Annotated in this window: 15 protein-coding genes; 12 read left to right on the top strand and 3 right to left on the bottom strand. The window is 37.4% G+C overall.

Translation table 11 applies throughout. The annotated features are described in order from the left end of the window. Nucleotides 1-915: 915 nt before the first annotated feature. Nucleotides 916-1,707: an HD domain-containing protein gene (locus BO222_RS03610; protein WP_075818425.1), complete on the bottom strand. Its 792-nt coding sequence runs from the start codon at nucleotides 1,705-1,707 to the stop codon at nucleotides 916-918. 1,922 nt (nucleotides 1,708-3,629) lie between these two features. Here BO222_RS03610 and BO222_RS03620 point away from each other — a divergent pair. From BO222_RS03620 to BO222_RS03660, 9 genes are all read left to right on the top strand, one after another. Further along, nucleotides 3,630-4,172 (top strand): signal peptidase I, encoded by a 543-nt coding sequence (locus BO222_RS03620; protein WP_075818430.1) that lies wholly within the window; start codon nucleotides 3,630-3,632, stop codon nucleotides 4,170-4,172. A gap of 22 nt (nucleotides 4,173-4,194) precedes the next feature. Continuing rightward, complete coding sequence (locus BO222_RS03625; RefSeq protein ID WP_143356925.1) at nucleotides 4,195-4,881, top strand: hypothetical protein; 687 nt, start codon at nucleotides 4,195-4,197, stop codon at nucleotides 4,879-4,881. A 24-nt stretch (nucleotides 4,882-4,905) separates the two neighbouring features. After that, entirely contained in the window at nucleotides 4,906-5,601 is a 696-nt protein-coding gene (locus tag BO222_RS03630) for a SipW-dependent-type signal peptide-containing protein (protein ID WP_075818434.1), read from the top strand. A 156-nt stretch (nucleotides 5,602-5,757) separates the two neighbouring features. After that, nucleotides 5,758-6,351 (top strand): TasA family protein, encoded by a 594-nt coding sequence (locus BO222_RS03635; RefSeq protein ID WP_075818436.1) that lies wholly within the window; start codon nucleotides 5,758-5,760, stop codon nucleotides 6,349-6,351. After that, entirely contained in the window at nucleotides 6,348-10,967 is a 4,620-nt protein-coding gene (locus BO222_RS03640; RefSeq protein ID WP_075818438.1) for an InlB B-repeat-containing protein, read from the top strand. Before BO222_RS03635 ends, BO222_RS03640 begins: the two co-directional genes overlap by 4 nt. Nucleotide 10,968: 1 nt before the next feature. Continuing rightward, complete coding sequence (locus BO222_RS03645; RefSeq protein ID WP_075818440.1) at nucleotides 10,969-11,571, top strand: hypothetical protein; 603 nt, start codon at nucleotides 10,969-10,971, stop codon at nucleotides 11,569-11,571. Continuing rightward, nucleotides 11,571-12,296, top strand: coding sequence for a hypothetical protein (locus BO222_RS03650; RefSeq protein WP_075818442.1), 726 nt, complete (start codon nucleotides 11,571-11,573; stop codon nucleotides 12,294-12,296). The genes BO222_RS03645 and BO222_RS03650 overlap by 1 nt, the downstream gene beginning before the upstream one ends. A 104-nt stretch (nucleotides 12,297-12,400) precedes the next feature. Beyond that, entirely contained in the window at nucleotides 12,401-14,476 is a 2,076-nt protein-coding gene (locus BO222_RS03655) for a metallophosphoesterase family protein (RefSeq protein ID WP_083647657.1), read from the top strand. Nucleotides 14,477-14,522: 46 nt separating this feature from the next. Further along, nucleotides 14,523-14,729 (top strand): hypothetical protein, encoded by a 207-nt coding sequence (locus tag BO222_RS03660; RefSeq protein ID WP_075818446.1) that lies wholly within the window; start codon nucleotides 14,523-14,525, stop codon nucleotides 14,727-14,729. A gap of 410 nt (nucleotides 14,730-15,139) precedes the next feature. Here BO222_RS03660 and BO222_RS03665 read toward each other — a convergent pair whose 3' ends face one another. Then, entirely contained in the window at nucleotides 15,140-15,331 is a 192-nt protein-coding gene (locus tag BO222_RS03665; RefSeq protein WP_075818448.1) for a DUF6440 family protein, read from the bottom strand. Nucleotides 15,332-15,938: 607 nt separating this feature from the next. Here BO222_RS03665 and BO222_RS03670 point away from each other — a divergent pair. The 3 genes from BO222_RS03670 to BO222_RS13275 are packed head-to-tail and all read left to right on the top strand — an operon-like array spanning nucleotide 15,939 to nucleotide 17,053. Next, complete coding sequence (locus BO222_RS03670) at nucleotides 15,939-16,373, top strand: DUF7601 domain-containing protein (RefSeq protein WP_430623968.1); 435 nt, start codon at nucleotides 15,939-15,941, stop codon at nucleotides 16,371-16,373. After that, complete coding sequence (locus BO222_RS13270) at nucleotides 16,339-16,764, top strand: sortase family protein (RefSeq protein ID WP_083647658.1); 426 nt, start codon at nucleotides 16,339-16,341, stop codon at nucleotides 16,762-16,764. The genes BO222_RS03670 and BO222_RS13270 overlap by 35 nt, the downstream gene beginning before the upstream one ends. Nucleotides 16,765-16,783: 19 nt before the next feature. Then, complete coding sequence (locus tag BO222_RS13275) at nucleotides 16,784-17,053, top strand: sortase family protein (protein WP_083647659.1); 270 nt, start codon at nucleotides 16,784-16,786, stop codon at nucleotides 17,051-17,053. Between the two features lie 263 nt (nucleotides 17,054-17,316). On the opposite strand, the gene BO222_RS14030 is transcribed toward BO222_RS13275, so the two are convergent. After that, nucleotides 17,317-17,509 (bottom strand): hypothetical protein (locus BO222_RS14030; protein ID WP_233131199.1); only part of this gene is annotated, 193 nt, incomplete at its 5' end.

The raw sequence follows: 17,509 nt of genomic DNA on the forward strand, positions 1-17,509 counted from the left end.
CCTATAGAATAAATCTTTTTAGGAGTATATGGGTGGTTTTAGCTCGAAAAAAGCTATACATAAAGCGTAATTAAAGCAGTTAGAAATTAGATAGAATTTCTAGGTAGAAAAAGCTTGGGAATTACAGATAATTAAATAAAGAAGAGATCGGTGCCAAACGTAAAGTCATCGATCTCTTCTTTAAATTTTTGGCTTTTCCTTTATTTGAAGCCAATGGATTGAAGCGAATGCGAAGCTCGCCGCATGGATTTTGAAAGCATTTTTGAGATCTCGAATGAAAGAGCCAGGATGAGATTTCAGTCCAGCAAAGACAAAAGAAAATGCCTGATTAAAAGCGGATTTGTATTCAATAAGAATTGAAGTCCGATCACCGGACAGTAATGTCAAAGGTAAATAGAAAGGGAAACAGATCAAAGAATTCACGACTAACTTCAATAACCTGAATATGAGTGCAATAAGCAAAATGCCATATCTGATCGCCAACTGAATTTTCGCGGATATGGATCATGACAGACAACACTGCCTGAACCGATTGAAAATCCCTCCATATCCAAAGAAAACAACGCAATGATCTAGACGAATCAAAAATGGACTAAAAAAGCCAACAGCAATCTTCATGTCAAAGGGCTTTTGCAGGATTCAAATTCATCCTCCTTGTATCTATTCTTAATCACTTGCTTTATTCCATGATCGATACCGCGGATAAATCTGACATATAAAACCTTTAACAAAATAATGGAATATCAAAATGTACTCTAAAAGCTGGTATTCACAATAGAACAACTCTGCTCTGATTCAATATAGAAGCAGAGTTGAATTGCTTTGCCATTTCAACTTCTGATTTTGTACACATTGAGTCCAAAGAATCTTCTATCCTTATCTGTATTTATTGTCTGTTTCTAATTTACTGTCTATTTACTGTCTGTTTCTTGTCTGTGTTAGCAGGACTTTTTTCTGCTCCATCTGAACTTCGATCAGCCTTTGAACTTGCTTTAAATCGTCTTTTGTCTTCTGATTTTTGAAATCCATCTGTTCCAGTGGTTTTCTCCAGTATCCCTGCTGATCAATGATCTGCCATGAAATCGGATAATTCAGGTCCGCAAAAAATCCAAGATAGGAGACCCAGACATCAAGAGCATTCTTTCGATCTGAACGTAAAATACTTTTTCCATTCAACAATGCTTCCTTCACCGCCTGACTCAGTGAGAGCATCTCAATTTCTTCTTTACTCGCTCCGGACGTATCTTCAGTTCTCTCGTTGGTGATCACTCTGAAAATATCGATCTTATCCGCATCCCGCACGATTCTTGAAATCAGATCCTGGATTTTAGCATCATGCTGCTCATAAACAGGTAGCTCAAATAACGAATGATCTTTGATTGCAATTGAAACCAGTTTTTTGTCGGCAGCAGATAGATCATCAAGGAAATCTTCGCTTAAAACGATCTCGTATCCAAGCGCAGCGTGATCAATGCTTATGGAATCGATAAACGTATGATATCGGCGCACCTGTTCAAATCGTCCGATGTCATGAAACAGGGCAGCCAGTTTGACTAAGCGTTTAGTCTTTTCATCGAGCTTTAAGGATTCTGCAATTTGCATGGCTGCCGAAACAACCTTCCAGGTGTGCCTGATCTTTAAAGCAATCTGAGGGTCTTCTGGATCATAGTTCTTTACGTATTGAGTAAATTTTTCTTCTTCATTCATGACTTCAGTTTAGTACGAAATGAAATAAAGAATCTGTGAATTGAAGTAAAAGCGAAGAAGCAAATGCTATGAAGGAAAGGAATGAACAAAATACAAACCACAAGATGTACAGAAGTAAAAGACACAAACAATTCAGCAAAAAAATCAAAAAGAAGTACACCACCCAATAAACAAATAAGTTTACAAAAAACGACAGAGTATTTATCGCCAATAACCATTCAGAATCGATCACAGGCTTCTTCTTAAGGGAACCCTATCTAGACAGAGTTGGGAATCAGCCTGAAAAAGAAGCCCTTTTAGCTGATGGGAAAAACACGAAAAAGGAAAGAAGAAGGCAGGAAAGCTGAAAGTTGGAAACACAGGAGGATTATCCATAAAAAACGGATACTAAATCGATAAATCCATTTGAATGAATGATTGTTCGGACAGTATCTATATTAAAAAGATGATTTTAAAATCGCAAAATGATAACCGTCACCACTGATGTCATAACATCATGGAAGCAATAAACGATTATTCGCTATACTAAAATATTTTATTATCTTAAAAATAAAAATTTTAGATATCAGAATGCGTGAGATGCAAAAAGAACGTCATAAAAATAAAATTTTAAACTAATATATTGAAAATGTGTTGATTTTGGGAAAGGAACAGTTAAAATGAGAGAGTCAAATCAGTTGATAAATTCAAATTAACGAATATATAAAGCAAAGCTAATTGATTTGACAACTGTATATGATTTGTATAATACACATAAAAAATACGGATCATGTATACTATCTGATCTTAAGGACATAGAAAATCATCTTAGCTTAAGCGTCTGAATATATAGAAGAAAATCATTTCGTTCGTAATGATTTCTCGATCAGAACGTTTTTAGAAGAAATTCTTTTAAAAATTAAAGCTTAAAAGCAGATGTTATCTGGTGACAAACAAACCAGTCAGGATTCAGGTCGATGTGGATTTCTGCATAAAAATGCAAAACAAAAAAACGCAATACGAAAACAGAGATCCATTCAGAATACTGAATCAACTGTCCAATGTTTCATAATCAGAGATCTTTTCTGAAAGTAAATCAGAGTTAATGGATGATTGAATGGTATGTAAAAAATCAAAGCGCAAAGTGCATTCTCAAAAAGAAAAGCACTTAGCGAATTGTAATAATCGATAACACTGCAGCTCATTCATAAGCCAAGCCTTATAAGGAACAGCAGGCAGATGTCTGCTCGATAAAGAACCAAATCAGGCTTTGAACATTCATCGAGACTCCTTATCCACTTTCTGACAAAAGATCGATTCGCAGATAAAAAAAGCGAAAATCAAAAGTCATCATGAAAACTGATTGCCGTCGAGATTCATGAATTCTTTGATCTTCGCAGGTGAAAAAGCACTGTGAATGGTTCCAGCCCTCACATTTATACTTTTTCAGATTCATCTTAATCAGATACAATCTGAAATTCCACTCTTCTCACCGATCTGCTTATTATCCGCAGCTTGTTTTTCATGCGACCAATGGTTTTTCATTCTTTTCTTTTTAAAGGCTTTGCAGCAACAACTGATTGATAAAAATGTTTTTCATCACTAACCATCTATTTACCGCTGCTCTCTTTAAGAAAAAGGAATTAAAAAACGGACTGGCGAGCTGAACCATCCATAAAACATTGCCTGCAAAAGAAAAACAATCCAGAAGTCCAACGATCAGAAAACGAACATCACTCTGAAATGCGGAAAATTAAAATCCGCCTTTTTGATGAATCGAAAAGTTAAACACTGAAATAACGATAGAAACCTGAAAAAAGGCTGAGTCGAGATTTCAGCAATCAGGCTTGCTGCGCCAGACTTTTTGAAACTCGTCAAAAACAGAGTCCCGTTTATATAACGGCTGTTTTCACTTACCACTTAGAAAGGAGAGTACATACCGATTGAAGCAGGCTTTTAAGACTGTCTGGAATGCAATCTCCACAATTCTGGTGATCTGTGCGGTTCTGCTCGCTCTAGTTCTTGCAGGACCAAGACTATTCGGTTTTAAGACTTTCGCGATCGTTTCGGGATCGATGGAACCGACTTACCCAGTAGGTTCTCTGGTGTTTACAAAAGCTGAAGATCCCCAGGATTACGAAGTTGGAGATCCGATTACTTTTATGGCCGATGAAGATACTGTGGTCACTCACAGAATTGTCGGCGTAGAACCGGATGAGGAAGATTCTTCCATCATTCGATTTCAAACAAAGGGTGATGCCAACGAAGCTGTAGATGGCGCGCTCGTCGACTATCGGAATGTCGTAGGAAAAGTACTTTTTCACCTTCCGATGCTCGGATATCTGTCTTACTACATCGCCCAGCCTCCAGGACTCTATATTGCGATCATCGTTCTTGTCATGGTCATCGCATTAGGAATGTTATTTGATCACTGGAAGGAACAGGACGAAAAAGAAAGACAGCAACAAAACTCAAATGCTGAATAAGCGCGAAGAGGAGAAAAGAGAAATGAATAAAAAATTTAAAAGAGCTGGAGCTACTTTAGCTTTACTGCTCGTAGGTGCTGCTGGTGCTGCCGGATCTTTAGCATATTTACAGAATCAAAGTGCTACTGTTACCAATACTTTTACAGCAGTTAGTGGTCTGATTGATTCTAAAGATGGCGTATTTACTCTTGATGAAACTAAGGTTAAGTGGGACAAAGAAACTGGAAATTATGTTGCAGATACTACTGCAACTGAAAAAGTAATTGATAACACTTATGACAATATTTTGCCGGGTCTTCAGGACGTAATGAAAGATCCAACTGTAACTCTTAAAAAAGTTACAGCAGACAGCTATCTGTTTGTGACTGTAAAAGAAACTGATGACGATAATGCTCTGACCTGGGCGATTGACGACACTAATTGGATCGCATTAATGAAGGACGGAAAACAGGTAACTAAAGACGGAGCACTGGTTTACGTTAAGAAAGATAAAGTCGCAGAAGGAACAGAAAATCTTTCGGTACCAGTTCTAAAAGATAACCAGATTGATTTTGGTAACTTCGGCGAACAATTAGCAGAAGGAACAAATCTGGTGTTTAACTCATATCTAACCCAATCTACAGGATTTACCGATGCAGCTGACGCTTGGTCGAATACTTACGGTAAAACAACAGCAAATACTCCAGCAACTCCAGAGGCTGGTGCTTAATCAGTACATTAAGGGGAACTGAATATGAATAACAAGAAAAAAGTTCTTCAGCTTGCAGCTGTTTTGGGCATTGGTGCATTAGCGCTAGGCGGAACTTCTTTAGCTTACTTCACAGATAAGTCTGATGTGAAAACAAATACTTTCACAGTAGGAAATGTTGCTATTGATCTGGAAGAAAACTTTGATTCAGAAGCTGCAAAAGAGTTGAAGCCTGCAGTTGGATCTGCTCAGGCTGGAACTCTGCAGAATGGGATCAAAAAAGAAGTATGGGTAGAGAACACAGGTTCTGAAGAAGCTTATGTACGAGTACATATCGCTATTCCTAAACTTTTAGATAATAATCCTGATGCTTCTAAGAACATTCTTCACTTCAACTACTCTGGTGATTCTATCGGTGTAGGGAAATGGGACTGGTCTAAAACTGCAAACGCTCCTTATGAAGGAGACTGGAATACTTATGAGACAACTATCGATGGTGTTGAGTACACAGTTTACGTTGTAACTCACGAAAAAGCACTCGAAACTGGTGAGAAAACTCCAAACGCTATTAAGCAGGTGTACTTAGATTCACGTGCTACTCAGGAGCAGGTACAGCAGCTTCAAAAACAGATTGGTGATGATTGGAATATCATCGTCAAAGCTGAAGCTGTTCAGGCTGACGGATTTACCGATGCTTATACTGCATTAAATGAAGCTTTCGGCGCTCCAAGCTGGAACTAATTCGAAATAAATTGCTGCAATAACTTAAATTCAACAAACGAAAGGACTTCCCTGATGGGAGTCCTGTTTGTTGTATATGTTGTTAGAGAAAAAAATGAAAAATGTTTATAGCCTGGTCTGATCACCAGCTATAACGTGAAAGAAAGGAAAGAAGCAATGGAAAAAAAGCCTATAACATTAGGTATTGCTCTTCTAGCCATCATGTTAGCCGGATCAGGATCTCTGGCTTATTTTACGTCTGAAAAAAGAACTCATAACATTATCACTTCTGGTGGTATTGATATTGAGGTAATTCAGAAGGTAGAAAACAATGATGGAAAACTTGTAACAGTTCCTGAGATTACCGGTGAACTAATGCCAGGAGTTTCAATCAATGGAAGTGTACATGTAGAGAATCAGGGAAAATCTCAGGCCTGGATTCGCTTAAAAGCGGATGTGGCCATTGAAGATCAGGAAGGAAATCTGCTTCCTGAAACGATTTCAAAAAATATTCCGGTTGTATCATTCGCTAATGATAAAGACTGGAAAGAAGGAAAAGATGGTTTCTGGTATTACCAGCAGCCTGTTGATCCGAAAGAAGAAACAAATTCATTGTTTGAAAGTCTGAATATGAATCCAAAAGTCGGTAACGATTATCAGAATTCAGTGATAAACCTGAACGTTCATGCTCAGGCTGTACAGACTGCAAACAATGGAAAATCAGCTGAAGAAGCGATCGGCTGGCCTCTTGTTGAAGAGGAGGCTGAATGATGAAAAGCCGTAGATTTTTAGCTGGTTTGCTTTGCTTAAGCATGCTTTCATCTCAGTTTAGTGTGATTCATGCTCAGGATACTTATTTAGAGACAACTGAAGAACACGATCATGACCGTGAAAATGAATCAGAAGCACCTGTTGAAAAAAGTCAAAGCAAAAACGAAGCCTTTCAGATTTCGTTTAAAGATGAAGATGGATCAGAGCAGGTAGTTACTAATCAGTCTGTTTCTCTTCCCTTTGATGAAAAGAGAGATCTAGTCTCAAATGTAACAGAAAATATCCAATGGCAGATTCAAGTTCCAGGTAGTGACTGGGTAAATGTCTCTGGAGCAAATGGAAATGTTTTAAGTATTTCCAGACCGTTGATTGAAAACCTTTTGGATTCAAATCGGACTGCTCATATTCGAGTGGCTCAAATCACTGATACCCAGATTCAATACAGCGGATCGGTAAGTGTTGTTCTTCAGGACAAAGAACCAGAAGAGGAAACAGAACCAAGTCTTTCTGTTGAGAACCCGGTAATTGTTGAAGAATCAAAAGTAACGGATTTAACTCCAGCTCCAGAAGAAGTACCTCAGCCTGAGGAAGTGCCTCAACCGGAAAAAACACCAGCTGAACCCCCAGTAGAGGAAAGTCAGCCTGATGTTGATACTCCAGTAGTAGAGCAACCTGAAGTAACTCCGGAGAATGTTCCTGCAGATACGAATAATCCAGAACAAATTGAAGAGTCTGTATTAACAGATTCAGAAAATGAATCTGTTGTTGAAGACGTTGTTCTTCCTTACCGGAATGAAAATATATTCCGAGTAAATGAGGAAGAAACACCGTCTCCAGCACCTGAAAAAGTAAATTTTATTATTCAATACTTATTTGCAGATGGAAAAGAAGCGGCTCAATCCAAGGTATTAACAGTAAACAAAGGAGAATCTCTTTATCAGAGGGTCGATAGCCCGGTTGTATTAGGATTCGAGACTAAAACACCTTTTGTAGAATTTTCTCTTCCTGAAGTTACTGAAGGGAAGACGGTACAGGTTTATTACGATCCTTCTAACGTTGGGTTTAAAGTTCAGATCTATCATCAGCATTTAGAAGATGATGAATATGACTTAATCCAGGAAGATCTTCTACCGGGATTTACTGGCAGCAAAGTCGAAGAAGAGATTGAAAAGAATAATTATTCCTCAATGTATCCAGGATTCTCACTTCTGAATTATGAGAATGCTGATATTGCAGCTGATGGATCAACTGTAATTCGACTCTACTACGATCGAAACTACTACCTGATGATGTTCAGTCTGGATGGAGGTTGGGGAGACAATGTTGAACCAATCTATGCCAGATATGAATCTCCAACAAGTGTAGGAACACCTGTTAAAACTGGATATACATTCAGTCATTGGACTAAAGATGGACAAACAGCGACTGTTCCAGGCACAATGCCAGCAGCAAATACAACATTTACTGCAGTATGGACTCCTGAACAAAAAGCAAGAGTAACTTATATCTTCTGGGGAGAGGATCCAGACTTAGTTAGTGTTGATGGAACAGTCACGCCGTCAAATGAATATTCTTATTTGACGACTGCATACAAAGAACTAGATGTTAATAGTACTGTTGGTTTCACACATGGAGAAGTCCTCGACTATGGATTAATCTGCGACCTTGAACAGCACGTTCACACTGACTTTTGTTATAAAGATCATGTCCATGAAATGAAATGCTATCCAGGAGCAGCAGAATGGGGTAGGCTTGAGTCTTTTACACCTGACACCTCGGCGACTCAAAATGGACAAGTGGTTAATGGGAAAGTATGGGGTCTTCCCCTAATTACCAAAAAAGGTATCTATATAAACGACCAATATTATAAATACACTGGTAGGGGATCGGTTGGATCGATTATCAGTCCTACTTGTAACAATGAAAAAGAACTCGTTTGTGGTAAAGATGAACATAAACATACTGACGAATGTTATGGATCTTTTGATACTTTAGAAAAATTCAGTAACAACCTATGGAAATTAAACAAAGCCGACACAGGCATTGTTAATGCAGATGGTTCAACAGTTGTGAATGTCTATTTTGAAAGAACTGAATTCACAATGAACTTCTATAACAAAAATCCAGGTTCGAATCCTACACCAATAGCCAGTATAACAGCAACTTGGGGAAGCAAGATTAGAGAACGTTTCTTGAAAATCTGTTCTGAAGAAAAAGAGTGGTCGTGGTCGACTAAGAGCTCGGGTGCTGGACCTTGGACGTGTTGTGTTGATTTAATGCCGTCGGAAACTGCTAATTATTATAAGTCTGGTAACTCGGGAAAAGAGCAAACCGCTCATTACTACTTACAAAACATTATCGGTGATGATTATTCTCTCTCTTTCTCGGTTACAGCTAAATCTGACAGTTCATTGTATGTAACAGAGCAGGATAGATTTCCGATTGAAGGATTCACGTTAAATACCGCTGATTCGACTGGGTTAAGGGAATCCTATAATAACGCAAATTTCAAATACTATCGTAATTCCTATAATATTGTCTTCAGCAATCTGAAATCTGATATAACCGACAGTTATAAATATGAAGCTGATATTTCTGGTGCTGGTTTCATTCCAGGTGCTGATCAGATTCCTATCCAGTATGAACCAGGTTCTGTTGAATTTGCTGGATGGTATCAGAACGAAAGAGGGACCGGAGAACCATATAACTTTGACGGTAAAACGATGCCATCTAAACATATCTTGTTATATGCAAAATGGGTTCCTAAAGAATACACAGTTACCTTTAGACTGAACGAAAAGGATAAACCGGATGACACTGCAACACAAAAAGTTTTACATGGTTCGACAATCAAACCTGTTGAAACTCCAGTTAACGGTTCCTACATCTTTGATAACTGGTTCTATAGAGATGAACAGGGTGTTGAACATCCTTTCCATCCTGATATGCCAGTAAAACAGAACCTTGATCTTTATGCTAAATGGAATTCAGACATCCGCGTGGATTATACTTTGAAGTATTACTATGAGGATCCAGTAACTAAGGAAAAAGTATATATTGCAGATGATCGTACGGTTAATGGTTTGAATGGAACTGAAGATACTTTCTACGCTAAAGCTGATGATGAATTCTACAGTGAATATCGAGGTGATGGATATTTCCCTGTAACAAGCAGTCATACAGTAAAGTTTGATGCTGAATCATTAGAAGAAAAAATCTTTGAATTTCAATATGTGAAAGCTCCAGATGTTGAATATACTATTCATTATTATCGTCAGGGAACTACTGACACAGTCCATCCAACTGTTCAAGGTAGAACTTCAAAGATTCTCGAAACGTTTGATGCTCCATATGTTGCAAATATGAGAGCAACACGCCAATCTCAACAAAAAGTAATGTCTACTAATCCTAAAGAAAATGTAATTATTTTCGAATACGTAGACGATATTGAAAACTCACCATATCGAATTATCCATATGGTTCAGAATGCTGAAGGTGAAGATTATACTCAGTATACAGATCCGATTGAAAATTATGGAAAACGAGGAGAATCTATTGAGATCTCAACCTTGGAAAGCGAATGGTTTGAATTTACCAGAGCGAAGGCTGAAGTTGAAACAACGGATTCAGGAGAACCAATATCAAAACCGGTTGAGATTGTCGATGGAAAAGGAATAGTGAAATTGGATGAAGATGGATATCGAACAACGATTACCATTTACTACGATAGAATCCCAATACCTTATACCATCAGGTACCGGCTGAAAGATTCAGATGATCAAACTCCTGATCTGACTGATTCGGTTACTGGAATGCAAAGATATGGTTCAAGACTAAATGAAACCTCAAAGAATATTCCAGGATATGTATGTGAAACTCCTTCACAAAGTTTGGCTTTAACAAATAAAGACGGTCATAAGATTGTTTTCTATTATGTTGAAGATAAAGCTCATATTCAGTACAAAGCAGTTGGACCCGAAGGAGAAGAGTTCGGAGAAGTTGATCCAAAATCTGAAGTAGTGGATGTCTTTAGTGGAAATGTTGAAGGTTCAACCGCAACTGCAAAACCCGGATATAAGTTTATTGGTTGGTTCTCTGATGAAGAGTGTACTAAGAAAATAACATCTGATCTTTACGATGATGGAACCAAATTTATCCCTCAAAAAGATAAAGAGTATGTTCGAACTCTGAATAATCAGCAAATTACAACTCCTGGTTACCAGAATGCTACTTACTACGCAAAATTTGAAAAAAACACCGGAAAGTTAAAGATTACAAAAACAATTTCTGGTGCAGAATCATCAAATAAGGTTTTCCAGTTCAGCGTAAAAAGTGAAACTGGAGCAGCAACGCCAATAGACATAGTGGTTTCAATTTCTACAGCTAATACTGGTGGATCGATTATTTTAACAGATTTGCCTGAAGGAAACTATATCGTTGAAGAACTCACTGGTTGGTACGGCAGTGAATATGAAGTGGATAATGAAACTCAAACTGTAGCTGTAGAAGGCCAAAAAACTGCGGACGTTTCGTTTACGAATACCAAACAACCTAATAAGTGGTTTAAGAATTCAGATTCGGTTAGAAATACATTTAATGGAAAGCAGGTACAGTAAAATGAATAAACATGTTTTTACTCCTAAGAACCTGCTGAATGCCTCCAAAAGAAAAGCAGCGGTGTTATCAACAATTTGCCTTCTTGGAATTGGGGGAATTGGCGGTTCAATCGCCTATTTAAAACTTGATACGGGAAAAGTCCAGAATACATTTACTGCGGGAACCGTTGTCTCCAAAATTGAAGAAGATTTTCAGGATCTAGTAAAAAAGGATGTTCGCGTAACAAATCTCGGTAGTGTTCCGGTCTATATTCGTGCTCAACTGCAATTTAACTGGATTTCTGAAAATGCTGATCAAGATGGTAATTCCGAAATGCTTCCGTTTAAACCAGATGAAGGGACTGACTATACAGTAGTGCCAGGATCATCGAAGTGGGAAAAAGGATCAGATGGCTATTACTATTACAAAGAAAAGGTACCTGCTGGAGAGACTACTGAAAATTTAGTTTCTTCAATCACTTTTAAAAAAGATATGGCCCCAGATGGATATGTTTTAAATGTAGATGTTCTTTCTCAGAATATTCAGGCTTATCCTTCCGATGCAGTAAAAGAAACTTGGGGATTCATTCCTGATGCCACAACGAATCAGGAGGTGACTGGCTAATGAACAAGCTAAAAGCAAGTATCTATAGCCTGATGATCAGTTCCTGTATGTTGGGGATTCTTCAGACTCCTGTGTACGCAGAAGATATGAGCATTCATTTTTCTGGCCAGGATCAGGGATTTACTCTTGATACTGGTGACTCAATTGATGATCCGGATTTATTTTCTAGTTTTAAAAACGTCATGCCAGGAGATACCCTGACTCAGACGATTACGATTACAAATAAAAACAAGGATTCTGATTACATTGCTTTGTATCTTGAAATTCAGGAACATGATGATGTAAAAGATCCTTTAAGTAATCATCCGGATAATAATGAAGAATCTGTTGAATCAATGAAGCAATTTACAGAGCAGCTTACCTTAAGACTTATCCATAATGATGAACTGATCTTTGAAGGTGCTCCTCATGTTGGAAACACTTCAATTAAGCTTGGAGAATTTGAACCAAACGAAACGTCAGTTATTACTGCTGAACTCACAGTACCTCATGATTTGGGAAATGATTTTGCTAACCGTTTTGGAGAAGTTGACTGGCGGTTTACAGCTGAAGGCTTAGACAGAGGAACAGGTATTCCTACAAAGCCAAATAAACCAGGAAAACCTGGTAAACCGGCAGATACAAGTACAGGTACGAATGCTTCATTCTGGCTGGTTAGCTTAATAACCGCTGGGTTGATCATTGTTAGTTGGTACAAAAAACATGACAGGAGCTCAATTCAATAAACTTTCGAGATTTCCTATCATACTCATACAAAAATAATTTAAAACTGGACTTTTGGCATTCGTAAGAATGACTGAAAGTCCATTTTTAGAAATGGGGAATAAAAATGAAGGAACTAATGATAGTTCACTTATCCGATTTACATATTACGGAAGGCCCAAGTTTGTCTGTTGTCAATCAAAATTTGCTGGATGATATCGTTAAGGAAGTCAAAGCGCGAGTCCCAAAAGACACTGAAGCGGTTGCCAAAACCGCAATAGTGATAGTTGTAACTGGAGATATTTTTCACCAGGGACCAAAATATAAAATAAAAACCTTAGGTTATAAAAGTGCATATGAATTAGCGGAAGATTTTTTTGACGACCTATATGATTCATTGGTTGATTACGATATTAAGATATATATGGCTCCTGGCAACCATGACAAGTCTAGAACGAAAAAAACGGAGACTTTGGTTGATGGATGTCGTTTGACGATGAATAACCAGACTTTCAACCGAGAGAAGATGGGTACGTTTTCTTTAACAAACAATACTTTCAAAGAAAACTATTGGTCTGACTTTAAAGAGTGCTACTTGTCTAATTCCGGAACAGGGTATTTAGAGCTCGCAAATCATATTTTAGATAAATTTGGAATGAAAAGTATATCTGAAACATTTTATCTGGAAGAATTGAAATTTAATGACAAAAAATATTGTTTTGTAGTTATGGATACCGCTTGGAGCTGTATTGGGGATAAAGATATTAAAAATCTTATGATTGGAGATTTTCAGATCCAAGATTTGGTCAATAGATATCATGAAAAATATCCAGATGCAAATACAAAGCCAGATTTAACTTTCATTATAGCTCACCATCCGTATAGCTTTTTTAACGGAAGAGATGAAGACTATCTTTATAATCAAATTATTTTACCAATAGGATTTAAAGCTGACTTTTATCTTTGTGGTCATGTTCATGAATCGAAGATGAATAATTTATCGACTCTTCATCATACGGTTACTACTCTATCAGCTGGAATCGGATGGCCGGAAACGGCGATCGAAGCTCCAGGACAATCAGTTGGAGGAGTGATGGGAAAAGGTCAGAATGGAATGCATTGTTATGGAATATATACATTTAACCTTAGAGAAAATTGTGTTGATGTAACAATAAAAGAAGTTGATGAAACTGCAGGATTCACTTACCGTTCTAGACAATCTAAGATTGGTTCGGTAACAGTTGATGACCAGTATCATTACCCTATAAATGTTTATGATCAGAAATGCTTAACTATTTCAGTCAGTAATCCGTCACTTGCCCCTGGAGTTTTTTTATCAACTGAGTTGATGAATGCGATTCAGAAATATGTCCATGGTCTTACTGATTTGCATAAACAAGTAGATGAATTGATCGATAGCTATCAGACAGCAATAACAATTGAGGTTATGGATCTATATAAGAGGCAAATCAACTATAATTCTATTAATCGAAGAAAAATTAAGAAGCTTAGTGCTCTTTCGGATGCTTTGTATGATAGAAAAACTGGACCAATATTGATTGATGCTGTAAATGACAATAAACCTGGCTCAATTGGTATTGAAATTGAAGAATTCTTATATTCGGATAAAGTGAATGCAGTTGTAGGTCGTATTTTTGAAGCGTATTTGAATGAATTAAATAATATATATAAGCTATTTTTCCTGAATATAATTGGAAGCACTGATCCAAAATTCAAACTTAGAGTCCATTTCCGAATGATAGAGTCTAAATACTTGACCAACTATAGTAGTTCGACAGGAATAAAGTATAAACCAATAAATTGGAAAACGTCTGGAAGCGACGAGTATGCTTGCGAACCTTCCGGGTTAGATTATGGCGACCTTCTAAAAGAGTCATTTGATTCCGGGAACGCATTAATTTTCACTGCAAATGCAAATCAAGTAAAAATCGGTCCCAATAAAAGGTGGAAAGACTTTATAACAATTAGTTTGAAAAAGAACTGGAATACTCTTATTCTTGCTAATTTAGTTCTCCCGGTCCTGACATTTGGCGTCAGCGTAACGGATGAAAGTGGACAATCTTTGTTAAAAGTACTTGAATTGTTCGATTTTTCAGAAATAGTAAGCATGCATCTTGATCAATATCGTTCATTTCTTGATACTAGAATCAATGATATTTCTTTTATCAGCACATTAACATAAAAATATAGAACCATTAGTGAATAAGAATGATGAGGAATAAACAAAAATGCAGAAAGTAGTAACAGCACAACCGACCCGAAAAGGAAGAATGAAAATGTTGGATAAAAAATCAAATTCAGACTATAGAAAATCCCCGAATATGAAATTTTTCCTTAGAGTTGTTGCTAATACCGAAATATATCGACCTGAAGAGGAAAAAGAAGCGGTTAGAAGTCATTTACGAAAAAATGGATATCGCGCTTTGATAGACTGAATCTAACTGATTATCTTATCCAAAGTAGAGTAAATGCTAATGGTCACGGAAAAGATTACCGCAATGATTTATAGGTAATGAGCACTTTTTCGATTTATGATTTGAGTGCTGAGTAATATCTTTTCGAGATGAATGATACTTTTATCTTTGTTATCTGGAAAATGATGATTTTTCTCAATTTACTTATCAAGAGTTGCTTATGAAATCAAAGTGATCGTTTTTGCGCTGGGATATAATTACGCGATAAACAGGTATATAATACGATCTTGGTAATAATCTAATTATGAAGAAGGTTCAGAAACATTGTTCCGGTTTTCGGAAATGTTTCTGAACCTTTTTTGGCTTTGTTATCAGGTAATGAAGGTTTGATCATTTACATGATGAATTTCATGTACTGGAAGTCACTTTATCTAATCGACATAAGTGATTGCTGAAAGATCAATCATCGGGCTTCCAGTTTCGTCGAGCAGAACACTCATGCTCTCGGAGTTATGAGCAACATCAGTATGAATCACATAGCAGACGCCAGTTTCCGTATCCGCAAAGACACGAAACAGATCATCTGTACCTTCACAGCTAACATTAATAAATCGGGAATCCATAGCAACCTCCTTTGCTTTATATACTTCATTTCCTGATTTAATTATACTTTTTGAAAACATGAAAATTTTTATCTCGGATTGAATGTTATCAAATCAGCCAAAATAGTATGTTTTACCGCAGTAAATGAGTTTTTGAAGCTTCCAAAGCCTGAAAGATAAAGTGATTTCAGATTATTTATCAGTCCTGAAGATTATTGAAAAAATGTGGTGAAGGCCTGATCTGAAGTACGAATCTGATGGTTTTTATGGATGAGATAACAGAGGGTCTTATAAAGGTTGGATATGGTATGACAGGTGATTCTGAAGGTCTTCTATAAATATATAGAAGGTCTATAAGGAAGGAATAAATGTGGGTTAGGCAAGTGAGTTTACTTGTATTAGATTTCAGGATTTCTGGATATTAGCTGAAAGATTTGAATCATTTAGGAAGGATTTGCTGGAGAAAGAAGGTCTTGTCTTGCGCTTCACGTTCTGTTGTTGTTTCAGTATTTTTGCTTCGGTTTTTTTAACGCTTTTAAACCAATGTCATTAAGTTAAGATTTCTATTCTTTCAGTCTCGATTGGAAGAATAGAAATCTTAACTTAATGATATTGCTTTGGATTCAAAATCACCATCACTGCGGATAATACGAATGACCAATTTGTTCTGGAAATTCCAAATAGTACCAAGCAGGTGCTTGATGCCAATGGATCAAATACCGTTACTGCAACGGTGAATCTGGGACAGGGCCAGACGTTTAATGTTTATGGTCTGAGTGCTGGAGATACTTATAAAGTCGAAGAAACGGATCCAGAAGTTCTGAATGGAATATATACTCCTGGAATCAGTCAGACAGCCGGTACTGGTGGAACAATCAACGTAAATAACTATGAAGTGACCGGTCAGCCAGCCAATAATGACGTAGCATTCACCTTCACGAATACCCGTACTTCTAATGTTCCTACCGCTTTCTTTATCACCTATGGACCATACCTTGCCGGCCGGGCACTACTTGGCGGTTTAGGCCATGCGATGTTCGGAAAGAAGAAAAACAACTGCTAATTCAAACGGGCTTCATACATTAGCCCGCCTTGCCAATGCCGGAAACCGGATCCTGTCAGTATTAACAATTGTCGTGATGTCGATTGGCTGCCTCTATTGTTTCTATTGTCTTTATGATGATTACAGACAATCTCAAGCTGTCCTTCCATCAATCATGGCAAAATTGAAGCCGGATGTTGAGGATCCGCTTTCCTTTAATCAGCTGATCGCGATGAATCCAGATGTGATCGCCTGGCTCACGATTGATAAGACCCACATCGATCAGCCTGTTGTGCAGGGAGATGATGATATGGAATATCTCAATAAGGGGGCAGATGGAAAGCCCTCCTTATCAGGAGCGATATTCCTGTCCAGCCTGGATCAGTCGGATTTTTCGGATCCCTATAAATAATATTCTGTATGGGCATCATATGGATAACTATGGGATGTTTGGAGATGTCACTGAGTTTTTAGATCAAAAATACTTTGATGAACATAAAACAGGATCTCTGCTGACAAAAGACTTTAAGAAATATGATCTTGAAGTCTTTGCCGTTTTGCAGACAGATGCGATGGATCCGGATGTCTATTCAATGTGCTTGGTCTCTGATGGAAATACCAGGCCGCTGATCGATTCACTTCGAGAGCGCGCAAAGTATTTCGAGAACCTTCAGAAGAATCACCAAAAATATTTTCTTTAAGTACATGCAATAGTGCTGAAACAGATGGATGAACGCTTTTGTTTGCTTATTCAAAAAAGCCTAACTATTAAATGTCAAGTGTAATTGTATGGTGATCATAAAAATAAGTTTTGTTTGCTTTGCAGGTACATTTGCCTTGATAGGGAGGGCAAATAAATGATTACGTCTTAAATATTCAGAAAAATCGGCGCACTGAAAACAGCTTTAGTAGAACAATGGTCCTGAAAGCGTTTTCAATACTGTCTTACTGTATTTTTGATGGATCAAATCGATTCTATTGCTGCCTTTGCAGAGTATCTCGCTGTGTAAACAAAAGGATGAATTTCTCCTGATTCATCTTCATAGCGATAGATGCTTCTCAGGCTATGCTTTGGAATCTCAGTAGTGATGTTTTGGAAGAACGTTAATCGGGTCTCTTCCCTGAGCTTTTGCAGATCTTTGAAATTGATTACGAAA

It is taken from the genome of Ileibacterium valens (assembly GCF_001945525.1).
GTDB lineage: Bacteria > Bacillota_I > Bacilli_A > Erysipelotrichales > Erysipelotrichaceae > Ileibacterium > Ileibacterium valens.